The organism is Chryseobacterium indoltheticum, from assembly GCF_003815915.1.
GTDB classification, from domain to species: domain Bacteria; phylum Bacteroidota; class Bacteroidia; order Flavobacteriales; family Weeksellaceae; genus Chryseobacterium; species Chryseobacterium indoltheticum.
In genome coordinates this window covers 2,237,727-2,260,266 of record NZ_CP033929.1, presented here as the reverse complement: position 1 = coordinate 2,260,266, position 22,540 = coordinate 2,237,727, and the positions used below count along the sequence as shown (strand labels likewise).

General features: G+C 36.0%; 16 protein-coding genes. All 16 read right to left on the bottom strand.

The window, feature by feature from the left end:
* Positions 1 to 55: 55 nt before the first annotated feature.
* The 16 genes from guaA to EG358_RS10365 all read right to left on the bottom strand — a co-directional run bounded on the left by guaA (position 56) and on the right by EG358_RS10365 (position 22,418).
* Positions 56 to 1,585 (bottom strand): glutamine-hydrolyzing GMP synthase, encoded by a 1,530-nt coding sequence (guaA, locus tag EG358_RS10440; RefSeq protein ID WP_076559017.1) that lies wholly within the window; start codon positions 1,583 to 1,585, stop codon positions 56 to 58.
* A 209-nt stretch (positions 1,586 to 1,794) separates the two neighbouring features.
* Positions 1,795 to 3,033 carry a phosphoribosylamine--glycine ligase gene (purD, locus tag EG358_RS10435; RefSeq protein WP_076559019.1) on the bottom strand — a complete coding sequence of 413 codons (1,239 nt, stop codon included), beginning with the start codon at positions 3,031 to 3,033 and terminating at the stop codon, positions 1,795 to 1,797.
* 88 nt (positions 3,034 to 3,121) lie between these two features.
* Positions 3,122 to 4,636: a bifunctional phosphoribosylaminoimidazolecarboxamide formyltransferase/IMP cyclohydrolase gene (purH, locus tag EG358_RS10430; protein ID WP_076559021.1), complete on the bottom strand. Its 1,515-nt coding sequence runs from the start codon at positions 4,634 to 4,636 to the stop codon at positions 3,122 to 3,124.
* A gap of 301 nt (positions 4,637 to 4,937) precedes the next feature.
* A complete protein-coding gene (purN, locus tag EG358_RS10425) occupies positions 4,938 to 5,510 on the bottom strand; it encodes a phosphoribosylglycinamide formyltransferase (protein ID WP_076559023.1) in 573 nt (190 codons plus the stop codon).
* A 72-nt stretch (positions 5,511 to 5,582) separates the two neighbouring features.
* The gene (gene purM / locus EG358_RS10420; protein WP_076559025.1) at positions 5,583 to 6,575 is read right to left on the bottom strand and encodes a phosphoribosylformylglycinamidine cyclo-ligase; all 993 of its coding nucleotides are present in this window, start codon (positions 6,573 to 6,575) and stop codon (positions 5,583 to 5,585) included.
* A gap of 287 nt (positions 6,576 to 6,862) precedes the next feature.
* On the bottom strand, positions 6,863 to 7,414 hold the full coding sequence (locus tag EG358_RS10415) for an NADPH-dependent FMN reductase (RefSeq protein ID WP_076559027.1): 552 nt from the start codon (positions 7,412 to 7,414) through the stop codon (positions 6,863 to 6,865).
* A gap of 134 nt (positions 7,415 to 7,548) precedes the next feature.
* Positions 7,549 to 8,277, bottom strand: a complete 729-nt coding sequence (locus EG358_RS10410) for a pirin family protein (protein WP_076559029.1) — start codon at positions 8,275 to 8,277, stop codon at positions 7,549 to 7,551.
* A gap of 342 nt (positions 8,278 to 8,619) precedes the next feature.
* Entirely contained in the window at positions 8,620 to 10,002 is a 1,383-nt protein-coding gene (locus EG358_RS10405) for an MFS transporter (RefSeq protein ID WP_076559031.1), read from the bottom strand.
* 3 nt (positions 10,003 to 10,005) lie between these two features.
* On the bottom strand, positions 10,006 to 10,521 hold the full coding sequence (locus EG358_RS10400; RefSeq protein WP_076559033.1) for a nuclear transport factor 2 family protein: 516 nt from the start codon (positions 10,519 to 10,521) through the stop codon (positions 10,006 to 10,008).
* A gap of 31 nt (positions 10,522 to 10,552) precedes the next feature.
* On the bottom strand, positions 10,553 to 12,403 hold the full coding sequence (locus tag EG358_RS10395; RefSeq protein WP_076559043.1) for a glycoside hydrolase family 13 protein: 1,851 nt from the start codon (positions 12,401 to 12,403) through the stop codon (positions 10,553 to 10,555).
* Between the two features lie 11 nt (positions 12,404 to 12,414).
* Entirely contained in the window at positions 12,415 to 13,461 is a 1,047-nt protein-coding gene (locus tag EG358_RS10390) for a succinylglutamate desuccinylase/aspartoacylase family protein (protein ID WP_076559045.1), read from the bottom strand.
* Between the two features lie 14 nt (positions 13,462 to 13,475).
* On the bottom strand, positions 13,476 to 14,474 hold the full coding sequence (locus EG358_RS10385) for a bile acid:sodium symporter (protein WP_076559046.1): 999 nt from the start codon (positions 14,472 to 14,474) through the stop codon (positions 13,476 to 13,478).
* Positions 14,475 to 14,730: 256 nt separating this feature from the next.
* Positions 14,731 to 16,890 carry a glycoside hydrolase family 97 protein gene (locus EG358_RS10380; RefSeq protein WP_076559048.1) on the bottom strand — a complete coding sequence of 720 codons (2,160 nt, stop codon included), beginning with the start codon at positions 16,888 to 16,890 and terminating at the stop codon, positions 14,731 to 14,733.
* Positions 16,891 to 16,969: 79 nt separating this feature from the next.
* On the bottom strand, positions 16,970 to 18,085 hold the full coding sequence (locus EG358_RS10375; protein ID WP_083677001.1) for a SusE domain-containing protein: 1,116 nt from the start codon (positions 18,083 to 18,085) through the stop codon (positions 16,970 to 16,972).
* Between the two features lie 18 nt (positions 18,086 to 18,103).
* Positions 18,104 to 19,666, bottom strand: coding sequence for a RagB/SusD family nutrient uptake outer membrane protein (locus EG358_RS10370; protein WP_083677002.1), 1,563 nt, complete (start codon positions 19,664 to 19,666; stop codon positions 18,104 to 18,106).
* Positions 19,667 to 19,676: 10 nt separating this feature from the next.
* The gene (locus EG358_RS10365; RefSeq protein ID WP_076559051.1) at positions 19,677 to 22,418 is read right to left on the bottom strand and encodes a SusC/RagA family TonB-linked outer membrane protein; all 2,742 of its coding nucleotides are present in this window, start codon (positions 22,416 to 22,418) and stop codon (positions 19,677 to 19,679) included.
* Between the last annotated feature and the right edge of the window lie 122 nt (positions 22,419 to 22,540).

Genomic DNA, 22,540 nt, shown 5'->3' with positions numbered 1-22,540 from the left:
TAAAACAAAAAATCCCGCCGAAGGCAGGATTTATATTTAAAAATTCAAGTCAAAATTACTCCCACTCTATTGTTGCAGGTGGTTTGCTTGAAATATCATAAGCGACTCTGTTGATTCCTCTTACTTCGTTGATGATTCTGCTTGAAACAGTATCTAAAAACTCGTAAGGAAGTCTGCTCCACGTTGCCGTCATAAAGTCGATCGTGTTTGCTGAACGAACAACTGCTGTGTATTCATACGTTCTTTCGTCCCCCATTACTCCTACAGATTTTACAGGAAGAAGTACTACGAAAGCTTGAGAAACTTTATCGTACAAATCATTTTTATACAATTCTTCGATGAAAATATCATCCGCTTCCTGAAGGATTTTCACTTTTTCAGCATCTACAGCGCCCAAAATTCTGATTCCTAAACCAGGACCAGGGAAAGGATGTCTGTGTACCAAATGATGAGGAATACCCAATTCTTCACCTACTTTTCTTACTTCGTCTTTAAATAATTCTCTTAAAGGCTCCAATAATTCAAACTCCATTTCTTCTGGAAGTCCGCCAACATTGTGGTGCGATTTGATTACTGCAGAAGGACCGTTTACTGACTGACTTTCGATCACATCAGGATAAATTGTTCCTTGTGCTAAAAATTTTGCGCCTTCAATTTTATGAGATTCTTCATCAAAAACATGAATAAATTCGTTTCCGATGATTTTTCTTTTTGCTTCAGGATCGTCAACTCCGGCTAATTTTGATAAGAATCTTTCTTTAGCATCAACAAGCTTAATGTTCATATGGAAATGTTCTCCATAGTTTTCCATTACTTTTACGTCTTCGTCTTTTCTCAACAATCCTGTGTCTACGAAGATACATTGCAATTGATCACCAATCGCTTTGTGAATTAAAACGGCTGCAACAGAAGAATCTACACCTCCTGAAAGACCAAGAATCACTTTCTGATCTCCTACTCTTTCTTTGATTTCTTCAACTGTTTTTTCGATATAATTTGTAAGTTTCCAGTTTTTCTCTGCATTACAAATTGGGAACACGAAATTTTCTAGCATTTTGCCACCTTCTTCTGTGTGAGAAACTTCCGGGTGGAACTGTACGCAATATATTTTTTTGTCTTCGTTAGAAATTGAAGCGATTACACCAGATTTTGCATTTAACTCGAAACCTGCAGGTAACTCTCCCACTTCGTCAAAGTGGCTCATCCAAACAATAGAATCGTTGGTAACACCTTTTAATAAAGAAGATTCTTTTACAATTTCTAGGTGTGCTTTTCCGTATTCTCCTTTTACTCCTTTGTGTACTTTTCCACCTAAAAGATGTGCTGTAAGTTGCATTCCGTAGCAAATTCCCAAAACCGGAATTCCCTGTTCGTACAATTCTTTTTCAACCAAATGAGCATTTTCCGCATTCACAGAACTTGGTCCACCGGAAAGGATGATCCCTTTCGGCTGCTTTTCTAAAATTGTTTCTAATGGTGTATTGAAAGGTAAAATTTCGGAATAAACACCCATCTCACGGATTCTTCTTCCGATAAGCTGGTTGTACTGAGATCCGAAATCTAAAATGATAATACCGTTGTTCATTTTTATAATTGATAAATGATGATTGATAACTAATTTTTGTTGAAATACCGAAAACCATAGCCACGATTGCAGCGACATCCTTTTTTGTTATTGCGATTGTACACCAGTTCAGCATATTGCTTTACTTTGTTCGCAATGACAAAAAAGATATAGCGAAAAGCGGGAAATAGCTTCTAATAAAAAAAGCCCCGACAAATCAGGGCTTTATATTAAAACTTTCCGATGTCTTCTCTGTAGAAGCCGTAATCGAAATGCACATGACTTGCGTCTTCGTATACTTTTTTGCTGGCCTCTTCATAAGTAGCGCCTGTTGCAACGATATTTAGAACTCTACCGCCGTTGGAAACCACTTTATCTCCTTTTTTGATTGCTCCTGCATATAAAAGCTGACTGTGTCTTACTTTTTCTTCACCAGTGATTTCAAAACCAGTCTCGATGTTTCTAGGATAACCACCTGAACACATCACCAAACACACTGCTTTTTCGTCTCTAAATTTAAGCTCGATTTCTTTACCGCTCATACAGTCGTTGATTACATCTAACAGATTGTTTTCCATTAATGCCATCAAAACCTGAGTTTCAGGATCACCGAATCTCATGTTGTATTCTAATAAGTAAGTCCCGTTTTTGGTAATCATTAATCCAAAGAAAATCATCCCTTTGAACGTGAAACCTTCAGCTTTAAGACCTTTTACAGTTGGATTCAGAATATTATTTTCAAAATCAACATAATGTACTTCTGTGAATTCAGGGCTTGGAGCTACTGAACCCATTCCTCCTGTATTTGGACCTGTATCGCCGTTTCCTACTTTTTTGTAATCTTTAGCTGCAATACATGGGAATATTTTTTCACCATTTGAGAATGCAATTATTGATGCTTCAAATCCTTCTAAATATTCTTCGATAACCAAACGAATTCCTGCATCGCCGTAGATTCTTCTGATCATGAAATCGTGAATCGTAGCTTCTGCTTCTTCCAAAGTTTCGCAGATTACAACTCCTTTTCCACCAGCAAGACCACTTGCTTTTACCACTAAAGGATATTCCTGATTCTGAACATATTCTTTAGCTTCAGGATAAGAATCAAATACCACAGCTTTTGCTGTTTTAATATCATAGGTCTGCATAAATTTCTTAGAGAAAGCTTTACTTCCTTCAAGACTTGCCACTTTCTGATTCGGACCGAAAACCTTAAGACCATGTTTCTTAAATTCATCCTTCAAACCAGCTACCAAAGGAGCTTCCGGACCTACAATCGTAAGATCTACTTTTTCTTTGATTGCAAAATCTCTAAGTTCTTTAATCTCCGATAAATGAACATTTTTTCCTATCGCACCAGTAGTTGCATTTCCGTTGGCGAAAAACATGTGACTCACTCTAGAATCCTTCTGAAGTTTTGCTGCCAAAGCAGATTCTCTACCACCTTCACCTATGATTAATATTCTCATACTTTATTTATTATCTAGTCTATTGTACAAATATATAATTTTGAATGCTATAAATACAATCTCAAATTATTTTTTAATTCTATTTTAATTAATGGAAAAAATGTCTAACACCAGTAAACATCATCGGGATTTTGTGCTCATTTGCCGCTTCGATGCTGTCTTGGTCTTTTACACTTCCACCCGGCTGAATAATTGCCGTAATACCTTCCTGAGCGCAGAAATCTACCACATCACGGAAAGGGAAAAATGCATCAGAAGCTAAAACTAAGTCTCCTGTGAATTTTTCTTTAGCTCTTTCAATTGCTTGTTGAGTTGCCCAGATTCTGTTTACTTGTCCACCTCCGATTCCGAAAGCCTGGATTCCGTTAGAAACTACAATCGCGTTAGATTTCACATATTTTACCACTCTCTGAGAGAATAATAATGCTTTCTTTTGCTCGTCTGTTGGTTGAGTTTCTGTTACCACTTTAATATCATCAGAGAAAATACTGTCGTTATCCTGAACCAAAATTCCTCCATCAACCTTCACCCAAGTTTGTTTGTCAGAAACAGGGTTTACGATTTTTATAATTCTTAAATTTTTCTTTTTTCTTAAAACTTCCAAAGCTTCGTCATCAAAATCAGGAGCCATTACAATTTCAAGGAATGTTTTGTTAAGTTCTTCAGCTGTTGCTGCGTCGATTTTGTAGTTCATTGCAACAATTCCGCCAAAGATAGAAACAGGATCACATTCGAAAGTTTTTTGGTAAGTCTCCAAAGCTGAAGTTCCGATAGCAACTCCACAAGGTGTAGAATGCTTTACAGCACAACAAGCCATTTCTTCTTTAAATTCTGTAACCACTTTCCAGCAAAGATCCATATCGCGAAGGTTATTGAAAGACAATTCTTTACCTCCCAACTGTTCGAAATCTTTCATCGCACCGTCTTCGAAAGTAGAAACATAATATGCTGCTGTCTGATGTGGGTTTTCACCATATCTAAGGTCTGAAACTTTTTTATAAGAAGCACTTAAATATGTTGGATAATCTTCTTCTAAAAGCATTCTTGAGATCGCGGCATCATAGGCTGAAGTAAGATTAAATACTTTTCCGGCTAATCTTTTACGAGTTTCGATGTACGTGTCACCGTTTTGCTCCATTTCGATTTTTACTTTCGTATAATCTTCAACATCGGTAATTACGGTTACAGAATCGAAGTTTTTAGCTGCTGAACGAAGCATTGATGGTCCACCGATATCGATAAATTCTACCTTTTCATGTAAAGAAATATCTTTATTTACATTTTCAAAAAAAGGATAAAGATTAACGATCACCATGTCGATTAAGCCAATTCCGTGCTCCTGAACCGTTTTCATGTGTTCTTCGTTTGAACGAACCGCCAATAAACCACCGTGAACTTTTGGGTGTAAAGTTTTCACTCTTCCATCCAACATTTCAGGAAAATCTGTTACTTCGTCGATCTGAATGGGATTTAAACCAGCCTCTTTCAAATGTTTGAACGTCCCGCCTGTAGAAATCAATTCATAATTTTGGGATTCCAAAAACTGTGCGAATTCTGTTAATCCGCTTTTGTCAGAAACACTGATCAAAACTCTCTTGCTCATAGATTTTTCATTTTTTTAAGCGAAAACCGCAATACTGCGATTTTCACTCATTTTTACTTTCATTTTCAGCATAGGATTTCACTCTACACTTGGTTAAATCGTCCTTTTGGGACTTTCAATTTTTACTTTTTACAGTTATTTCAAACTGTAGACCGGTTCTTTCACCTCCGATCTTACTTTTACTTAGATTTTTTACTTTTTCGAAATCTTTTTTTATCTAAGTGTGTCTTTATTTTATTAATGTAACAATGTATTAGTGTAACAATGTACCAATTTGATTAATTGGTAAACTGATACATTGTTACATTGGTACATTATTGAGTACTTTATTTATTGCTATCGGAAAAATTTCATATTCAATTTTGTGAACTTTTTCTGCAACAGATTCGGGAGTATCGTTTTCTGTAACTTCGAATGATTTTTGAAGAATCACTTCTCCTTCGTCAATTCCAGGAGTTACAAAATGTACTGTCGCTCCGCTTTCTTTTTCTTTAGCTTCAATCACCGCATTGTGAACATGATGTCCCCACATTCCTTTTCCTCCAAATTTTGGAAGTAAAGCAGGGTGAATATTGATTATTTTCCCGCCCCAGTTTTCACAAAATTCAGGTTTTAAAATTGATAAAAAACCAGCTAGAACGATAAGATCAGTATTTTCAGGAATAATTTTACTCAATTCACTACTGAAGTTTTTTCCTCTCGGAATCAGAACGTTTTCTATGTTATGATTTTTGGCTCTTTCCAACCCGAAACATTCTCTATCCGCAACCACTAAAGATACTTTTGCATTCTGGATTTCTCCGTTATCAATGGTATCAATAATTCTCTGAAGATTGGTTCCTGAACCTGAAACGAGTATAACTAAGTTTTTCATTAATTAGAAGTTAGAAATTAGAAATTAGAAATTAGTTTAAACCTAATCTCTGAAACCAAATTCTATTTTTATTTAAAATTTTAAATCAATTTTTTCAGCTCCTTCTGTGATTTCTCCGATTTCGTACGCATCATCCAAAAGGTGTAATACTTTTTCTGCATGTTCTGCATCAACTACAACGATCATCCCAACCCCCATGTTGAAGGTTCCGAACATTTCTTCGTGAGCCACGCCTCCTCTTTTTTCCAGTTCTACCATAATACTAGGAATCTGAATTTTTGAAGCATCAATAGAAGCACACAAACCATCACCAATAATTCTTGGAATGTTTTCGTACAAACCACCGCCAGTAATGTGAGCGATACCTGCAACTTTTACTTCTTCAATTACTTTGTGAATATCTTTATAATATAGTCTTGTAGGAACTAAAAGTGTTTCGTACAAAGGTTTTCCTTCAAATTCTTCATTAAAATCAGGGAACACTTTTCTTACCAAAGAGAATCCGTTTGAGTGGAAACCAGAACTTGGTAAAGCAATAATTTTGTCTCCAGGTTTGATTTTCGAACCGTCAATAATCTGATCTTTTTCAACAATTCCAACACAGAATCCAGCAACATCGTAGTCTCCGGGTTTGTACATTCCCGGCATTTCAGCAGTTTCACCACCGATAAGCGCACAGTTGTTGTCTTTACAAGCTTCTACCATTCCTAAAACGATTTCTGCAGCGATTTCGGAATCTAATTTTCCGCAAGCTAAATAATCAAGAAAAAACAATGGTTTTGCACCGTGACAAAGAATATCGTTTGCACACATTGCAAAACAGTCAACCCCAATAGAATCGTATTTTTTTGAGTCTAAAGCTACTTTCAGCTTCGTTCCTACTCCATCTGTTCCTGAAACCAACACTGGATTTTTGTAACCTCCGATCTCGTAGAAAGCTCCAAAACTTCCCAAATGGTTCAAAACATTGGAATTGTGAGTTTCGCCCACCGCTTTTTTGATCTTATCAACGGTTTTGTAACCTTCTTCTTTGTCTACTCCTGCAGATTTGTACGTGTTGCTCATGCTTAATAATTTAGCAATGTATCAATGTAATAATGTAATAATGTAACAATGGTTTAAAATTGATAAACTGTTACATTGATAAATTGGTACATTTTATTTTTACTTTTTATTCAAATTTAGAAAACAAAAAAGCCGACAATCTTAGTAGATTATCGGCCGTTATTTTATCTCAGAATTTCAGAGTCCACAATATTCCCTTTTTTGGAGAAACATTCTTTAAAAGTGGTCTGAATTTTCATTACTTTTTCTTTTTGCAAAGATATTAATTTTATATTAATTTTCAAATGCTATTTTTCTAAGATTATTTCAACAGCAGCAATTTTTGCTACTTTTTCTTTTAACTCACTGTTTTTCTCTGCATTAGAAATCACATTTGCTTCTTTATCGAAGTTGTCATTAAAGAATGGAAGGGTAAAAGTATCGATAATATTCCCTCCATGTAACGGAAAACGCTTTTCTGCAGCTTCCAAAACTCCCAAACCACCTCTTCCACCAGGAGCTGTAGCCATTAACAACATTGGTTTTTCGTTCCAAACAGCTCTTTGCTTGATTCTTGAAGTCCAGTCGAAAACATTTTTAAATGCTGTAGAATACGTTCCGTTGTGCTCAGACAAAGAAACTAAAAGAATGTCTGCAGCATCTATTTTTTCTGCCAAGTTTTTTGCTTCCTGAGGAACTCCGCTTTCCACTTCGCGCTGATGTTTGTAGATTGGCATTTCAAAATCGTTCATGTCAACGATTTCTACTTCTGCATTTTCAATTAATGAAGCTGCATAAGAAACTAATAATTTATTGATTGATGTTTCGGAATTACTTCCTGCTACTGCTAAAATTTTCATTGTATAATTTAAATTTGTCTAAGTTTTAATGTATTATTGTTGAAGTAGTACTTAAACCACCCCGTCAAAAATTCTTTCGAATTTTCGCCACCCCTCCGAGGGAGGGGAATTTTTATTCGGCAAAAATATTTTTTTTATTTTAAATAAGAAGGTAATTCCATAGGAACTTCCATTAAAAGGATTTCTGTGTCTTCTGTTGCTTCGATGTTGAAACTTTGGGTATCCCAAATTCCTAAACCATCTCTTTCACTTAAAACTCTGTCGCCCACTTTGGCACTTCCTTTTAAAACAAAAGCATAAACACCGTTTCCTTTTTTATTGATCATATAGTTTTTACCGTTTCCTTTGGTGAATTTAGCCAAATTAAACCATGCATCCTGATGAATCCAAACTCCGGCATCGTTTTTATCGGGTGATAAAATCTGTTGGAATCCATTATTTTTTTCACCGTCTGCAATACTTTTCTGATCATATCTTGGCTCAACACCTGTTTCTCTTGGAAAAACCCAGATCTGCAAGAATTTTACGGCTTCGTCTTTATTTTTATTGTACTCACTGTGCATCACACCGGTTCCGGCGCTCATTACCTGAATTTCTCCTTTTCTGATAACAGCAGTTGTACCCATTGAATCTTTGTGTTCTAAATCACCTTCCAACGGAATTGAAATAATTTCCATGTCTTTGTGTGGATGTGTCCCAAAACCCATTCCTTGAGAAACGGTATCGTCATTTAATACTCTCAAAACTCCGAAATGCGATCTTTCAGGATTTTGATAACCTGCGAAACTGAAGGTGTGATAAGAATTTAACCAACCATGATTGGCATGACCTCTTGTATCTGCTTTGTGATAAACTGTTTTCATATTATAGATATTTTTTTGATTATTTATAGTACAAATGTACGGTGTCGATAGTAGAGAAATGTTGATGTAAGGTAAGAAAGGATCTTGGTGAATGGTGAATGGTAAATTGTGAATTTTCTTCGAAGTGAATTTTTATGCTAAATATATATGTAGACCTTTTTTTTACTAATGTAAAGGCAAACAAAGAATATTAAAATTTGACCATTTTAAAGTTATACAAAGCCGTAAACTTAGCTAAGAAATACAAAAAGCTATTAAAAAGCGGACTAAAGTCCGCTCCTATTGATATATCATGGTGATTATGTTGAATGTTATCAAAATAATTTCTAATTTCTAATTAAACTAAAAATGTACCTGCTGTATTTCTTCTTCAATTTCTTTTGGATTTGAATCGTCTGTTTTAATAAAAATTAAGGTAAGAATTGCCGCTAAAAGCATACAGATTCCACCAACAACAACATAACCCATTGCGTAATTTCCGAAAGCTCCTTTTACAATTAGCCCTCCAAAAAGTCCGTTGATGATTTGAGGAATCACAATAAAGAAGTTGAAAATTCCCATAAAAACTCCCATCTTTTTTTGTGGAATTGCATCGATGAGCATTGCATAAGGCATTGCCAAAATACTTGTCCAAGCAAAACCGAGCCCGATCATTGAGATCCAAAGTAGTGAAGTATCTTTGATAAAATACATTGAGATCAGCCCTAATCCACCGCAAAAGAGAGCCAAAGCATGGGTTTGTTTTTTGCCCATCAACTTAGCAATTGGCGTTAATAAAAAAGCAAAAGGAATTGCCCAGAGATTATACATCCCAAATAATTTTCCGGTAAGATCACCTGCTTTATTGAAGGCAACAGAATGCGTGTCTTCCGGAGAAAGTCCGAATTGATGAGTCGCTAAGGCACTCGTCGTGAAAACCCACATCGTAAATAAAGCAAACCAAGAGAAAAACTGAACAATACCCAGTTTTTTCATCAAGTTCGGAATTTTAGCAAAATCACTAAAAATATCTTTAAATTTAGACGGTTCTTCTACAATTTCTTTTCCGCCCTCAAATGCTGCAAATTCCTGTGGTGAATATTCTTTTGTAGTAACAATTGTATAAATGATCGTCAATAAAAGAATTCCGGCTCCGCAATAAAATGCATAAATCACATTATCAGCGACAAATCCTGCAGGAGCAACATTAGAAACGCCTAATTTAGTTAACCAATCCGGCAGATAAGATCCTATAACCGCTCCAATTCCGATTAAAATCGTCTGAACGGAAAAGCCTAAAGTTCCCTGATGTTTCGGAAGCATATCGCCCACCAACGCACGGAAAGGTTCCATAGCTACATTAATAGATGCATCCATCATAGCAAGGAAAATCACGGCTAAAAGCAAAACATTGGCAGTCATCAACTGTGTTGCAGAAGCTGCATTTGGAAGCAATACCAAACCAATAGCACAAAGAATTGCACCGATTAAAAAATAAGGTTTTCTTCGCCCTAAAGGACTCCATGTATTGTCGCCCATGTGACCAATGATTGGCTGAACGATCAAACCAGTAATCGGCGCAACCAGCCAAAACCATGAAAGCTCATGCACATCTGCACCGAAGTTCCCCAGAATACGGCTTGCATTTCCGTTTTGAAGCCCAAAAGCCATCTGAATTCCCAAAAAACCCATGCTCATGTTGATAATCTGAGCCATAGACAAATTTGGCTTTATTTTATTTGACATTTTTTACTTTGCTTTTAATTTGTCGATGAGTGCATCTTCTATTACCCTTTTTTCGTCAACTACTCTATCAACAATCTCATTGGGAACCGTCATCGAAAGTACATATTGTTTCACTTTCCATACGCCGTTTATTTTTTCTAAAACTCCGGAACCACGGCAGATTTTCATCTGAGTATCCAATAATTCATCAAACCAAGCCAATTTTCCATCTTTTGCAAAGTAAATATTTCTTTTTAATGAAGTAAAATCCCACGTTTTCTTTTTATCAAAATGTGGTTTTGCCCAGACCATAAACTCCTTTTTGTCCCAGACTTCTGTTGCATCGGTTCCGATGAAAGTAGATTCTTCAGCAAAAAAATCAAAATACGTTTTGTAATCCGCTTTTGCAGCTGCAATATTGAAATCATCGAGCATTTTATTGATCGCTGTTTTCTCTTTATCAAATCCTGTTTGAGCAGAAACTGCTGTAAAACTCAAAACAAATAAAACAAGTGTTAAGAATATTGTTGTCTTTTTCATATTTAATCTTTTTTATTTTTAACTCAAATATTTAGTTAAGTTCAATAATCATTGAGGTTTTTGCAGGAATTGTTAAATTATTCTGCAGAGAAATTTCTTTTCCTGAAATAATATCTTTCCCTTTTATTGACGATTTGATAGTCTCCGAAAAACGTTTTAAATCTAGAGTTTCATCTTTATCATTATTATTTACCACAACCATTACCATTTCTTTTTCGTTGTATCTAAAGTACACAAAAACATTATTCTGAGGAACGAAATTTTTAGTTTTTCCGGTATGAATAACTTCTTTTCCTTTTCTCCAGTTCAGTAATTTTTGAGTAAAATCATAAAATTCTTTTTGTTGTGGAGTTTGGGTTGAAGGATTTAGGGCATTCTGTTTATCAGATTTCCAGCCACCGGGAAAATCTCTTCGGATATCTGCATCGCCGCCTTTGTTTTTGTCGCCACGCATTCCAATTTCTGAACCGTAATAAATCTGAGGAATTCCGCGTACGGTTGAGAGTAATGTTAAACCTAATTTATAGGCTTTTGGATCACTGTTGAAAATCTCATTCCATCTTTCGGTGTCGTGGTTCTCAAAGAAAACCATCACATTGTTGATATCAGGATAAAGAAAATCACTTGTAAAGCTGTTGTAGAGTCTATTCATCCCATTATTCCAGCCATCTTTTTCTTTGATAGCTTTCGGAAGCTCATCATACAGCATAAAATCCATCACTGAAGGCAAATTTGAATTATAATTCGCCGCTTCTCCCGTTTTCGAATCTTTTTGCCAAGCTGAAATATGACCTGCTGTATTTAACCAGGTTTCACCAACAATATTGAATTTCGGATATTCATCGGTGATCGCTTTTGCCCATTTTGCCATTGCTTCTTTATCGTTGTAAGGATACGTGTCTACACGAAAACCTCCTAATTCAGCATACTCAATCCACCAGATTGCATTTTGGGTTAAATATTTTAAAACCAAAGGATTTTTCTGGTTAATATCGGGCATTGTGGTATCAAACCAGCCGTCAAGAGCTACTCTTTTATCAGCTTCAGAAGCGTTTGTATCAAATTGTGTCGTTGTTTTATAATTGGAACGTTTAAAACCATTTTTTTCATCGCTAAATAAGTGAATCCAATCTTTTGTAGGTAAATCTTTGATCATCCAATGAGAAATTCCCCAATGATTGGTGACGTAATCCATCACCAGTTTCATGTTTCTTTTGTTTAATTTTTGGGAAAGTTCCCGGTATTCTTCGTTGGTTCCGTAGCGACCATCTATCTTGTATAAATCAGTTTGGGCATAGCCATGATAAGAATACACTTTCTCATTATCTTCATTAACGGGAGTTAACCAGACTGAAGTTGCTCCTAAATTTTGGATATAATCAAGATTATTAATAATTCCACGCAAATCTCCGCCGTGACGACCGTTTGGTAAAGTTCGGTTTGCTTTTTCGGTCAAATTCGGCATTGAATCGTTATTTTCATCACCATTTGCAAAACGGTCGGGCATTATCAAATACATTACATCTTTGGAAGTAAATGATTCTCTATTGGCAGAATTGGGATTTCTCTTTTTTAATTCATAGTTGTAGGAATCAACATTTTTCTTGCCTTTTTTAATATTAATTTTAAAGTTTGAACCCTTAACTTCATTGGTATTGACGGTAACAAAAAGATAGTTAGGATTTTCAACTTTTTGAATATCAACTGCTTTTATTCCATCTGAAAGCTCAATTTCGTTATTAGCGATGTCTTTTCCATACACAAGAATCTGGATTTCGGGATTTTTCATTCCCTTCCACCAAAACGCAGGTTCTACTTTCTGAATCTGGGCAAAAGCGACAGCGGATGCCGACAAAGCAAAAATGGTATATATTTTTTTCATAAATAGTTTTATTAAGATTTGGTATAGCCGATACAAAAGAGCGTTTCTCCTTTATTCACAGGTGGTGTACCGACTTTGTATAAAATAATTCCGTTGGTTTCTGAGATAATGTCTTGTTTCTTTTTTCCAAATTCATCAGTAATGTATCCTAAAATCTGGTTTTTGCGTACGCTATCCCCACTTTTTAAAAGGCTGTAGAAAATTCCGTTTTCAGGAACACGGATGTAGTCCTGATTGTTGAGTTGTATAGTTTTGGCCTGTACTTTATTTTTAAATGGCGAAGAATACATGTTAGAATACTCCAACATTCTGTAAACAGCTGTTTTGATCATCTGAACATTTTCATTCTGAACAGTTCCCAATTTTCCGGCTTCGATACTTAAAGCCGTAATTCCCTGCTGTGCTGCCTGTTTGAAAGCATATTTTGCAGGTTCTGTTTGGGCTAAATTATAAGGATATGAAACAACATACTTCATTCCGGATTGCCGGGATAAAGATTTTGCGGCATTTGTTTTTTCGGGAGTATCTTTTCTGTCGTAATAGCAAACGAATGGTAAAAGATCTTCATTGGCATCACCACCGTGAATATCTAAAAATATATCTGAATTTGAAATAATTTCTTGAGTTATTAAATGGGCAATCTGATCGGTCGGACTTCCGATTGGTGAACCGGGGAAAGCGTTATTTAAATTTTTCTGATCTAGTGGATTTACAAACGGTGTTCTCTTCTGAAAAGATTCTACATTGGCAATCGGAACAATAATTAAAATGCCTTTGAGATTTTCAGGTTTTACTTCGTTCAACAATTCCTGAATGGCAATGATGGGCGGATATTCGTAGCCGTGAATTCCTGCGACAATACTGAAAACGGGGCCTTTCTGCTTGCCTTTTATAACCGTTACGGGAAAATATGTTGCTTTTGTATCTGCTTTAATGGAAAATATAGTGTCTTTTCTGAACGATTCTTTCTTATTCAGAATTGTGCGAACAGATTGTGCATTTATCATTGAAATAAGCGAAAGTGCAGACAGAGAAGTGATTTTTTTGAGCAGATTCATAGATTTAAAGATAATTAAATAATTTCTTGTACCTCAACAACGGCAGACTTTTTTGCAATATAACTTGCCAGCCAACTGACATAGAAAAGCTGAAAACTGTGATAAATCATTACCGGCAACAAAAAGAGAACTTTCTGATCATTGGGAATACCTAAAACAAGGAGAAATAAACTGCCGTGAACCAGTGATTTTTTGGAACCACAGAATGTTGCAGTGATGATATCTTTAGGTTTAAATTTAAGTTTTGTCGCAATCAATTTTAAAATAAAGTAGGTTGTAAAAAATAAAAATATAACGCTGAATGCTAAGACGACAAAGACTAATGCAGGTACCGAAACAAAGACATTTTCTAAAAATGCTGTCGAAAAACTTTCATATACAATCAGCAAGATAATGAGGCGGTCGAATTCTGAAATAATGTTTGCGTATTTGTTCACCCATTTTTTGAAGAACGGATTCAGCAGAATTCCTAAAATAATGGGCAGAAGGACTTTGAGTAGAAGTTGCTCAATAATTTCGGTCTGATTACCACCTTCACTGTTTGCTGTGAGAAAGAAACTCATCAGCAATGGTGTCATTATAATTCCTATAATTCCGGAGATAGAGGCGTTGAAGATCGCGGAAGTTACATTTCCTTTTGCAATAGAAACCATCACGACGGATGAAGAAACTGTTGACGGAAGACTTGCCAGAAAAAACACCGAAAGCCAAAGATTAAAATACTCCGAATCTTTTGCAAACGGATAAAATATCAGCGCCAGTAACGGAAAAATGATAAAGGTACCCGACTGAATCAGCAGGTGTAATTTCCAGTTGGATACGTCTTTTACAACTTCTTTCAGATTTAGTTTTAAACCATACAAAAGAAATATTACAGCAATTCCCCAATCTATGAAACCTGCGAGATTGAAATATTGATTATAAGATTCGTGAAACGGGATCAGCTTTGCCAGTAAGACCATTACGATCAACAAGAGAAGAAAAACGTTCTGCTTGCTGAATATGGTAGTCATCAACTTCATCGGTAAGAATTTTAAGATTTCAATTTACAAAAAAAACTTTGTCGAGGGCTTTTAAACCTCAACAAAGTTTGAATTTATGGAGCTTCTTTTAGCCCTGATCGCAACGACATCCTTTTTTGTTTAGGCAAAAGCCAAGGAACAAAAAAGATACAGTGAAGAGCGGGAAACAGCTTCTAAAAATAAAATTACGTATAAAGCTACCCGTCTTTCTTGCTGCGCTCAAATCTATCCTTCAGAAGAGAAATTTTTATTTCACAGGTTTGATAGAGATTGCAAAACCTCCGCTTCTTACCATTTTGAAAGGAATTTTAGACTTGCTCGTGATCTGCTTTTTGTAGATATTGTAGCTTTGAGGATTATCGATGTAATCTGCATCTTTTCCGTCCTCATAAATTACCGCTTCATATTTTTTACCTTTATCCAGGAAAGAAAAATCTACTGTATAGTCACGCTTGTTTTCGTCGGTAATTCCACCTACAAACCAGTTTTCTGTACCTTTTGCTTTTCTTGCCGTAATGACATAATCTCCAGGTTCAGCAGATAAGATTTTGGTATCATCCCAATCTGCTGCAACATCTTTGATAAACTGGAAGGCATCCATGTGCTTTTTGTAGTTTTCAGGTAAATCGGCAGCCATCTGAAGCGGCATATACATCGTGACATACAGTGCTAACTGCTTTGCCAAGGTCGTTTTTACAAAACGAGTATCTCCAGGGAAATAATAGTCTAGTTTGGTCTGGAAAATTCCCGGCGTGTAATCCATAGAACCTCCCATCCATCTTGTAAACGGAAGAATCGTCTGATGATCAGGATTATTTCCTCCGAATGCCTCATACTCTGTTCCACGAGCTGCCTCAGCAGAAATATAGTTAGGATACGTACGGCTTTCTCCTGTAGGACGAACCGATTCGTGAGAATTGATCATTATTTTGTACTCGTTTGCTTTTTCTGCAATTCTGTAATAATGATTGATCATCCACTGAGAATAATGATGCTCACCTCTTGGAATAATATCTCCTACATATCCTGTTTTCACAGCATCATAGCCATATTTATTCATCAACTGAAATGCTTTATCAGACCATCTTTCATAGTTCGTTGCAGAACCTGAAGTTTCGTGGTGCATGATCAGCTTAATTCCTTTTGAATGTGCATATTCGTTTAACATTTTGATATCGAAATCCGGGTATGGCGTAATAAAATCAAAAACATATTCTTTTGAACGTCCGAACCAGTCTTCCCAACCCACATTCCAGCCTTCAACTAAAAGTCCCTGAAAACCATTTTCAGCTGCAAAGTCGATATATTCTTTTACTTTGGTATTGTTGGCTCCATGTTTTCCATTAGGTGTAAGTTTGGTAAAATCGGTCTCCCCTAAACGTACATTTGATTCCGGCTGACCGTATGCCCACTGAGATTTCCCTATGATCATTTCCCACCAAACACCCATATATTTTGTAGGATGAATGTAAGAAGTATCGGTGTATTTTGTGGGCTCGTTCAGATTAAAAATCATTTTAGAATCCATCACATCTTCTGCTTTCGGAGCAACGATAATGGTTCTCCAAGGCGTTACCATCGGAGTCTGCATATAACCTTTTGCTCCCTGTCTGTCTGCCGTAAGATGAGTTTTGAGCTTAAAATCCTGAGCATCTACTTCCAAATGAGAAGCCGGATAATCTAAAACTGCTGCCTCGGCAACGTTGATATACAAAGGTTCTTTCCCTTCTTTTTTCAGCATTAAAGGAGACTGAACCGCATTTTTAATTAAGGTCTGAGAAGCATTGGCATCAGCAGCTTTTGGCCATCTTGCAGGAATTTCTGAAACTTTTGTTTCCTGATATTGATATTCCTGAGAATCATAATCTGCAACCATCCACCAGGCTTTCATATCTGAAGGGAAATCGATCTCTGAATCTTCTTCACGAATTACAAAATAATTCAAATTTTTCTGCTGAGGAAATTCATATCTGAAACCTAACCCATCATTGAACAATCTGAATTTAACAATGATATTTCTGTCTGTACTCCCCTGATTGAGCGTAACTGCCAATTCATTATAATTGTTGATATAGTTTTTCTTTTCACCTAAAACAGGCTGCCAGGTTTCGTTTTTCGAACCTCTTTTTTCGTTAGTTTTTGCGAAACCGCTATTTAAATCTAGTTTTGCATCTTCAGGTTTTGCAATTTCGGAAGCAAATTTTATTGAAGAATCTTTAAAAATTCTTAATCCTAATTTTGAATCTTCAACTACCGTTTTACCGTTATATTTAAGATTGTAATAAGGAACGCCTTGTTTCAACTGAAAATCCATTTCGAACTTTCCATCCGGCGATTTTAAAGATTGTGCATTGGCACCTCCAAACATCATTGAGAGCAAAAATGCTCCGATTGTCATTTTCTTCATATTGATTATTATAAACTTTAAAAATAAAAAAACTGCTGCTTTACAGCAACAGTTTGCTATGTAAATTAGGTAGTATATGTTATAATTTCGTAACAGTTAATTTGTAATTAGCAGAATTATGTAAATCTAATTCGATTTTATAATTTCCTGAAACGGAAACTTTGTAAGCCGGATCTCCAGTTACAGTACCTTCTGTACTAAAGAAGGTCTGAACTCCTGTACCTGAAGCTAAAGTTTGATCTGCTGCAGCAGGCTGAATCTTCATTGCCCAGTCATCATTGGCTCTGAATTTAAAAACTCCTCCAGCAGTTAGAGCTATTGAATTGATAACGTAAGTTCTCGTAGCAGAATTGTAAACCAAATCTGTATCTGAACCCCAACCAGCAGGAGTAGCGTCACCGATCACACCAAAATTAGCCAAGACAGATGAGTAGGTATTTGCTACCCAATCAACTTTGATATATCTGGTTCCTGCCACAGTAGCTTTGATATCTGAACCATCTAAAGCAAGTTTTCCTGTAAGCGTGCCATCATCTCCTTTATTTCCCGGCCAATCCTGATTGATCGTAAACTTATATTTTCCATCATCACCAGCTACACTTGAAACATAAATAAAACCTCTGTATTTATTATCTTTCTCTGGAGAGTAAAGATTTGCCGTATTTGCGGGAGCCCAGCCAGTATAACCAGATGTTGCACCAAACGCACCCGGAACATTTATTTTCGGATATGCATTGTCAGGATTTGGAGTATAAGGAGTCACTGAAATTGTCACAGGAGAAGAATACACTTTTTTCTGTCCCAAAACAGTAACAAGTCTTGCTTCGATCTGGCTTACCACATCAGCAGTAGCTCCTAAATCAGACATAATCATATTAAGCTGTGCATGGGTAACTGCAGATGTACTTACATTACTTCCATAACCAATTATGGTAGAGTTTAAAAAATTATTCCCTTTCTTAGCAAATTCAATTTGTTGAGTTGGAACTATTGCTACGTTGAATGTAGGTTTTTGCCATGTAAAATTTACTGCTGCAGTTTCTGAAACGAGCTCGCTTAAGACTACTATTGTTTTATCTGCTTTTAATGAACTTGTCGTAAGTTCGCTTACTACCGTCGGATCTTCATCTTTTTCACAAGCAGAGAACAAAAACAAAACTGCAAAAACTGAAAATATTTTATATATATATTTCATTATTTAAGATTTTAACTATTAATACCCAGGATTTTGAACTAAATTATAATTTACTACAAGATCGTTGTTTGGAATCGGGAAAATATTTCTGTAATCTGCTACACCTATCCCATCTTTCACGTTTCCTTTCCAAGGCCATAAATATGCTGACGTAGTAAATTTACCGAATCTGATCAAATCACTTCTTCTTGTCATTTCCCAAGATAATTCTCTTGATCTTTCGTCAAGGATAAAATTCAGATCAATAGAACTTACAGTTAACGCATTAGCCCTTGTACGTAATGCATTAACATATCCCAAAGCTGTCGCTGAGTTGCCTCCACCGCCTCTTAAGACTGCTTCAGCATACATCAGGTAAACATCAGCTAGTCGGTAAATAGGAAGATCAGTTTCAACCCAGTTATCATGTATTCCAGCCTGACCGGTACTTTTTACATTTTTATATTTTATAAACGCATATCCATCATTAAAGTTTGCAAGATCATTGATTTCTAAAGTCTGACCTGCTGTGTGGAAACGACCTCTTAAATCACTTGCCTGAAATTTCTGAACGAAAGCTTTTGTAGTTCGAATACCACCCCAGCCACCATTAACACCGAATGAGGCAGGAACCATGGAACCTCCGATTGATGCGTGAACCAAGAATGTAGTACCACCATTAGTCTGAGTATACTGACCATCATAAACCACTGAAAATATATTTTCAGGGTTATTTACATTGTTGTCAGCAAGGAAAAGTTTTTCGTATGAAGGATTTATAGAATAACCTGCAGCGATTACTTTGTTACAGTTTTCAATAACGTCTGCATATCTTTCGGTGTTATTATATACCTTTGCATTCAGATACAATCTTGATAAAAGTGACCATGCAGCAGCTTTGTCAGCACGACCGTAGTCATTTGTTCTGGGAGCCTTTAGCTCTGACTCTGCTAATTTAAGTTCGGACTCAACGAAAGTAAATAATGCAGCTCTGTTCATTTGTTTTGGTAAAGTTCCAAAAGTTGTCTCATCTACCATAGGAACATTACCATACATATCTAAAAGATGATAATATGCCTGAGCTCTCAAGAATCGGGCTTCTGCTCTCATCGCTTTTGCCTCATCAAGATTTGCTCCAGAAATACCATTCTGCCCCAGCATTTCATTGGTAGTATTTTTAATAAATTCATTACAGAATGCAATCTCAGTATATAGTCTATAATACATTGCATTATTGAATTCATTGGCAGGAGTCCATGTCATTTTATGAAATTCAGGAAGTGTTCCGTCATTCCATCCGATCACTGCTTCGTCAGTAGTGATTACATTCATGATGTAGAGAAGTCTCATATAGTTAGAGAATCCACCGTCAATATCAGCAATATCACCATTACCGTCACCTCCAGACTGTCCGCCCACAGCCAAACCACCATAAAGTTTTGCTACAAGATTTTTATAATTTCCAAAGTCTTTGTAAAGACTTGCAGCAGTAATTTCTGTAATTGGCTCTTGTCTTAAATCATCTGCACAAGAATTTGCGGTAAGGCTTAAACCCAACATTGCAACAGCAAGAGATATATTTTTTATTTTAATATTTTTCATTTTTTACTTATTAAAATTGAAAGTTAAGACCTAATGAATATACTTTTGGTCTCTGGTAAAATCCATTATCAATATTTCCGAAGATTTCAGGATCTCCCCCTGAATATTTTGTAATCACAAAAACGTTTTGTGCCATCCCATAGATTCTCAAACTCGTTCCCTTATTAAAGATATTTGTAAAATTATATCCTACCGTCAGGTTGTCCATTCTTAAAAATGAAGCATTTTCCACAAATGCGTCACTCCAATATTGTGGAGTTGCAAAACCGTAGTTAAGAGCCGTAGTTGAAATATTTTGAAGGTAATCATTGGTTTGAATACTTTGAACATTAGACTGTGAAGCAAAATTATTGTAAACGTAATTTCCTACTACCGCTCTCAAACTTGTAGAAAAATCCCATTTTTTATATCTCAATTTTGTTGAGAAACCAAATGTTGCATCTGGTGTCGTAGATTTGTATAGATATCTGTCAGCAATGTCAATCTTTCCGTCGTTATTGCGGTCAACATAAACTCCTTCCAAAGGTTTACCATTATCATCATACACTTGCTGGAACAACCAGAAACTGAATGGAGTATTTCCTACGACATGTGCCTGAACATTGTTTCCAATACCTCCGGAAATCCCTCCCTGCTGAATCAAATAATCAGGAGCAACATCCTGAAAATTGGTAATTACAGGGTTGTAATGAGCAACATTGAAGCTGAAATCCCAGTTGAAATTCTCTGTTTTTACAGGAACAACGTTAATCAAAAATTCAAGACCGTCAGTTTCCATAGATCCTACATTTTTTATGTTGGTATTACTGAACTCGCCCGCCGGAACCTGTACTCTTGCCAACAAATCTCTTGTATTTTTCTTAAACCAATCGAAAGATCCTGTTATTCTATTATTTAAGAAACCAAAGTCAATACCTGCATTTATGGTTTCAGTCGTCTCCCAAGTTAAGTTAGGATTATACTGTGTCGGTCTGTACATGTAGAAAAACTGATCTCCAAAGCCATATTGTGCTGTAGCATCCGAAATATTATAAGATGCAAATGAATTATAATATCCTCCTACTTCCTGCTGACCTGTTTCACCCCATCCTGCTCTAAGTTTTAAATCTGAGAAAACTTTAGAATCTTTCAGGAAATTTTCATTTTTCATCTTCCATGCTCCTGAAACAGCAGCGAAAGTTCCCCAGTTATTTTTTAAGTCTACTCCGTTGTAGAATCTTGAAGTTGCATCTCTACGTACAGATCCAGTAAGAATATATTTATCTGCAATTGTAAAAATACCTCTACCATAAAATCCTAACAGTACAAGATTGCCTTCATAATCTCTAGGTGCTGAAACCGCATTATAAGACGGATCTCCATTATAAGTCAGCGCTCCAGGAACTTTATCATTAAATTTCTGGTAAGAATAACCTGCAAGTAAATCAACTTTAGTATTAACGAAATCAATATTTTTAACGTAGTTCAAATACGTTTCCAATAATTTGTTTGATTTCTCCTGAGTGTAATCTCTCCTTGTTCCCAAATTAAAGAATGTAGCTCTGTACCCTGCGTATTCTGTAACAGCTCCAGTACCTTTTTGATAATCATATCCTACATTAATATTCCAGTGAAGATCGGGTAAAAAATGAAATTTATAATCCAACTGTAAACCTCCAATCCCTCTAAACACTGTAGAAACGTCTCTTCTGGCTTCCAAAGATGCCAATGGATTTGCTGTTCCGTTTACATTTAAGCTATTATTTAAAAACCATTCATAATAATTACCCACCTGAGCACCCTGAGCAGAATTATCATTAACATTCTGAGTAGGATCCATCTGCTGCGCTGCTCCAATCACATTTGCAGGAAATCGGTTTTCTGTCATCGACCCCTTAATGTTGACATTAATGCTTAAGTGATTGTCAAATAGTTTTGGTGTAAGGTTGATCCCAACAGAAGTTCTTCTGAATTCGTTGGTTCGTACAATACCATTCTGCTCATTGTATCCTAGTGATAATCTGTATGGAAGTTTTTTGATTCCGCCAGAGATTGCAACATTATTATCTGTACCCCAAGCCTGTTGATAAATAAGATCCTGCCAATTTGTATTTGCTGTACCCAACATATCGATATACTTTTGTTGAGAAGCATTTTCCGTCACATATTTTCTGAATTCATCACCAGTAAGGACATCTTGTATTCCCATTTTTGTTGATACTGATGCCAAAGTGGAAAAATTAACTTTTAGCTTACCTGCAGAACCTTTTTTTGTAGTAATTAGAATAACTCCATTTGAAGCCCTATTACCATAGATTGCAGCAGCTGAAGCATCTTTCAAAACGTCAAATGATTCGATATCGTTTGGATTGATCAATGCCAAAGCATTTGAAGCACCCGAAACACTACCAAAATCCATAGGGATTCCATCTATGACTATAAGAGGGTCATTTGAAGCCGTTAATGAAGCCCCACCTCTAATCCTGATTGTTGAGCCAACACCTGGCGCCCCACCGTTACCCGTTACCGTTACACCAGGAGCTTTACCCTGTATTAGCTGATCGGCAGATACTGCACCTCCGTTAAAGTCTTTTGATGTAATCGAAGATATAGATCCTGTAAGGTCTTCCTTCTTCTGCTTTCCATATCCAATCAAAACAACTTCCTCGATTGCCTTCTCCTTGGTTGTAGAGTCTTGTACCTGTGCATGAATCATGGAACTAGCCAATAAAAATGCAGGTGCAATTTTTAATACTGTCGTAAAATTTTTCACAAATTATATTTTTATATAGTTTCTTTTATCTAAAAAAACTGCCTTAGCAGTCTTGCAATTTAAAAAAAAATTATAATTATCTTAATTTTATATTAAGTTTAGTTAATATTTTGTAAATTTAA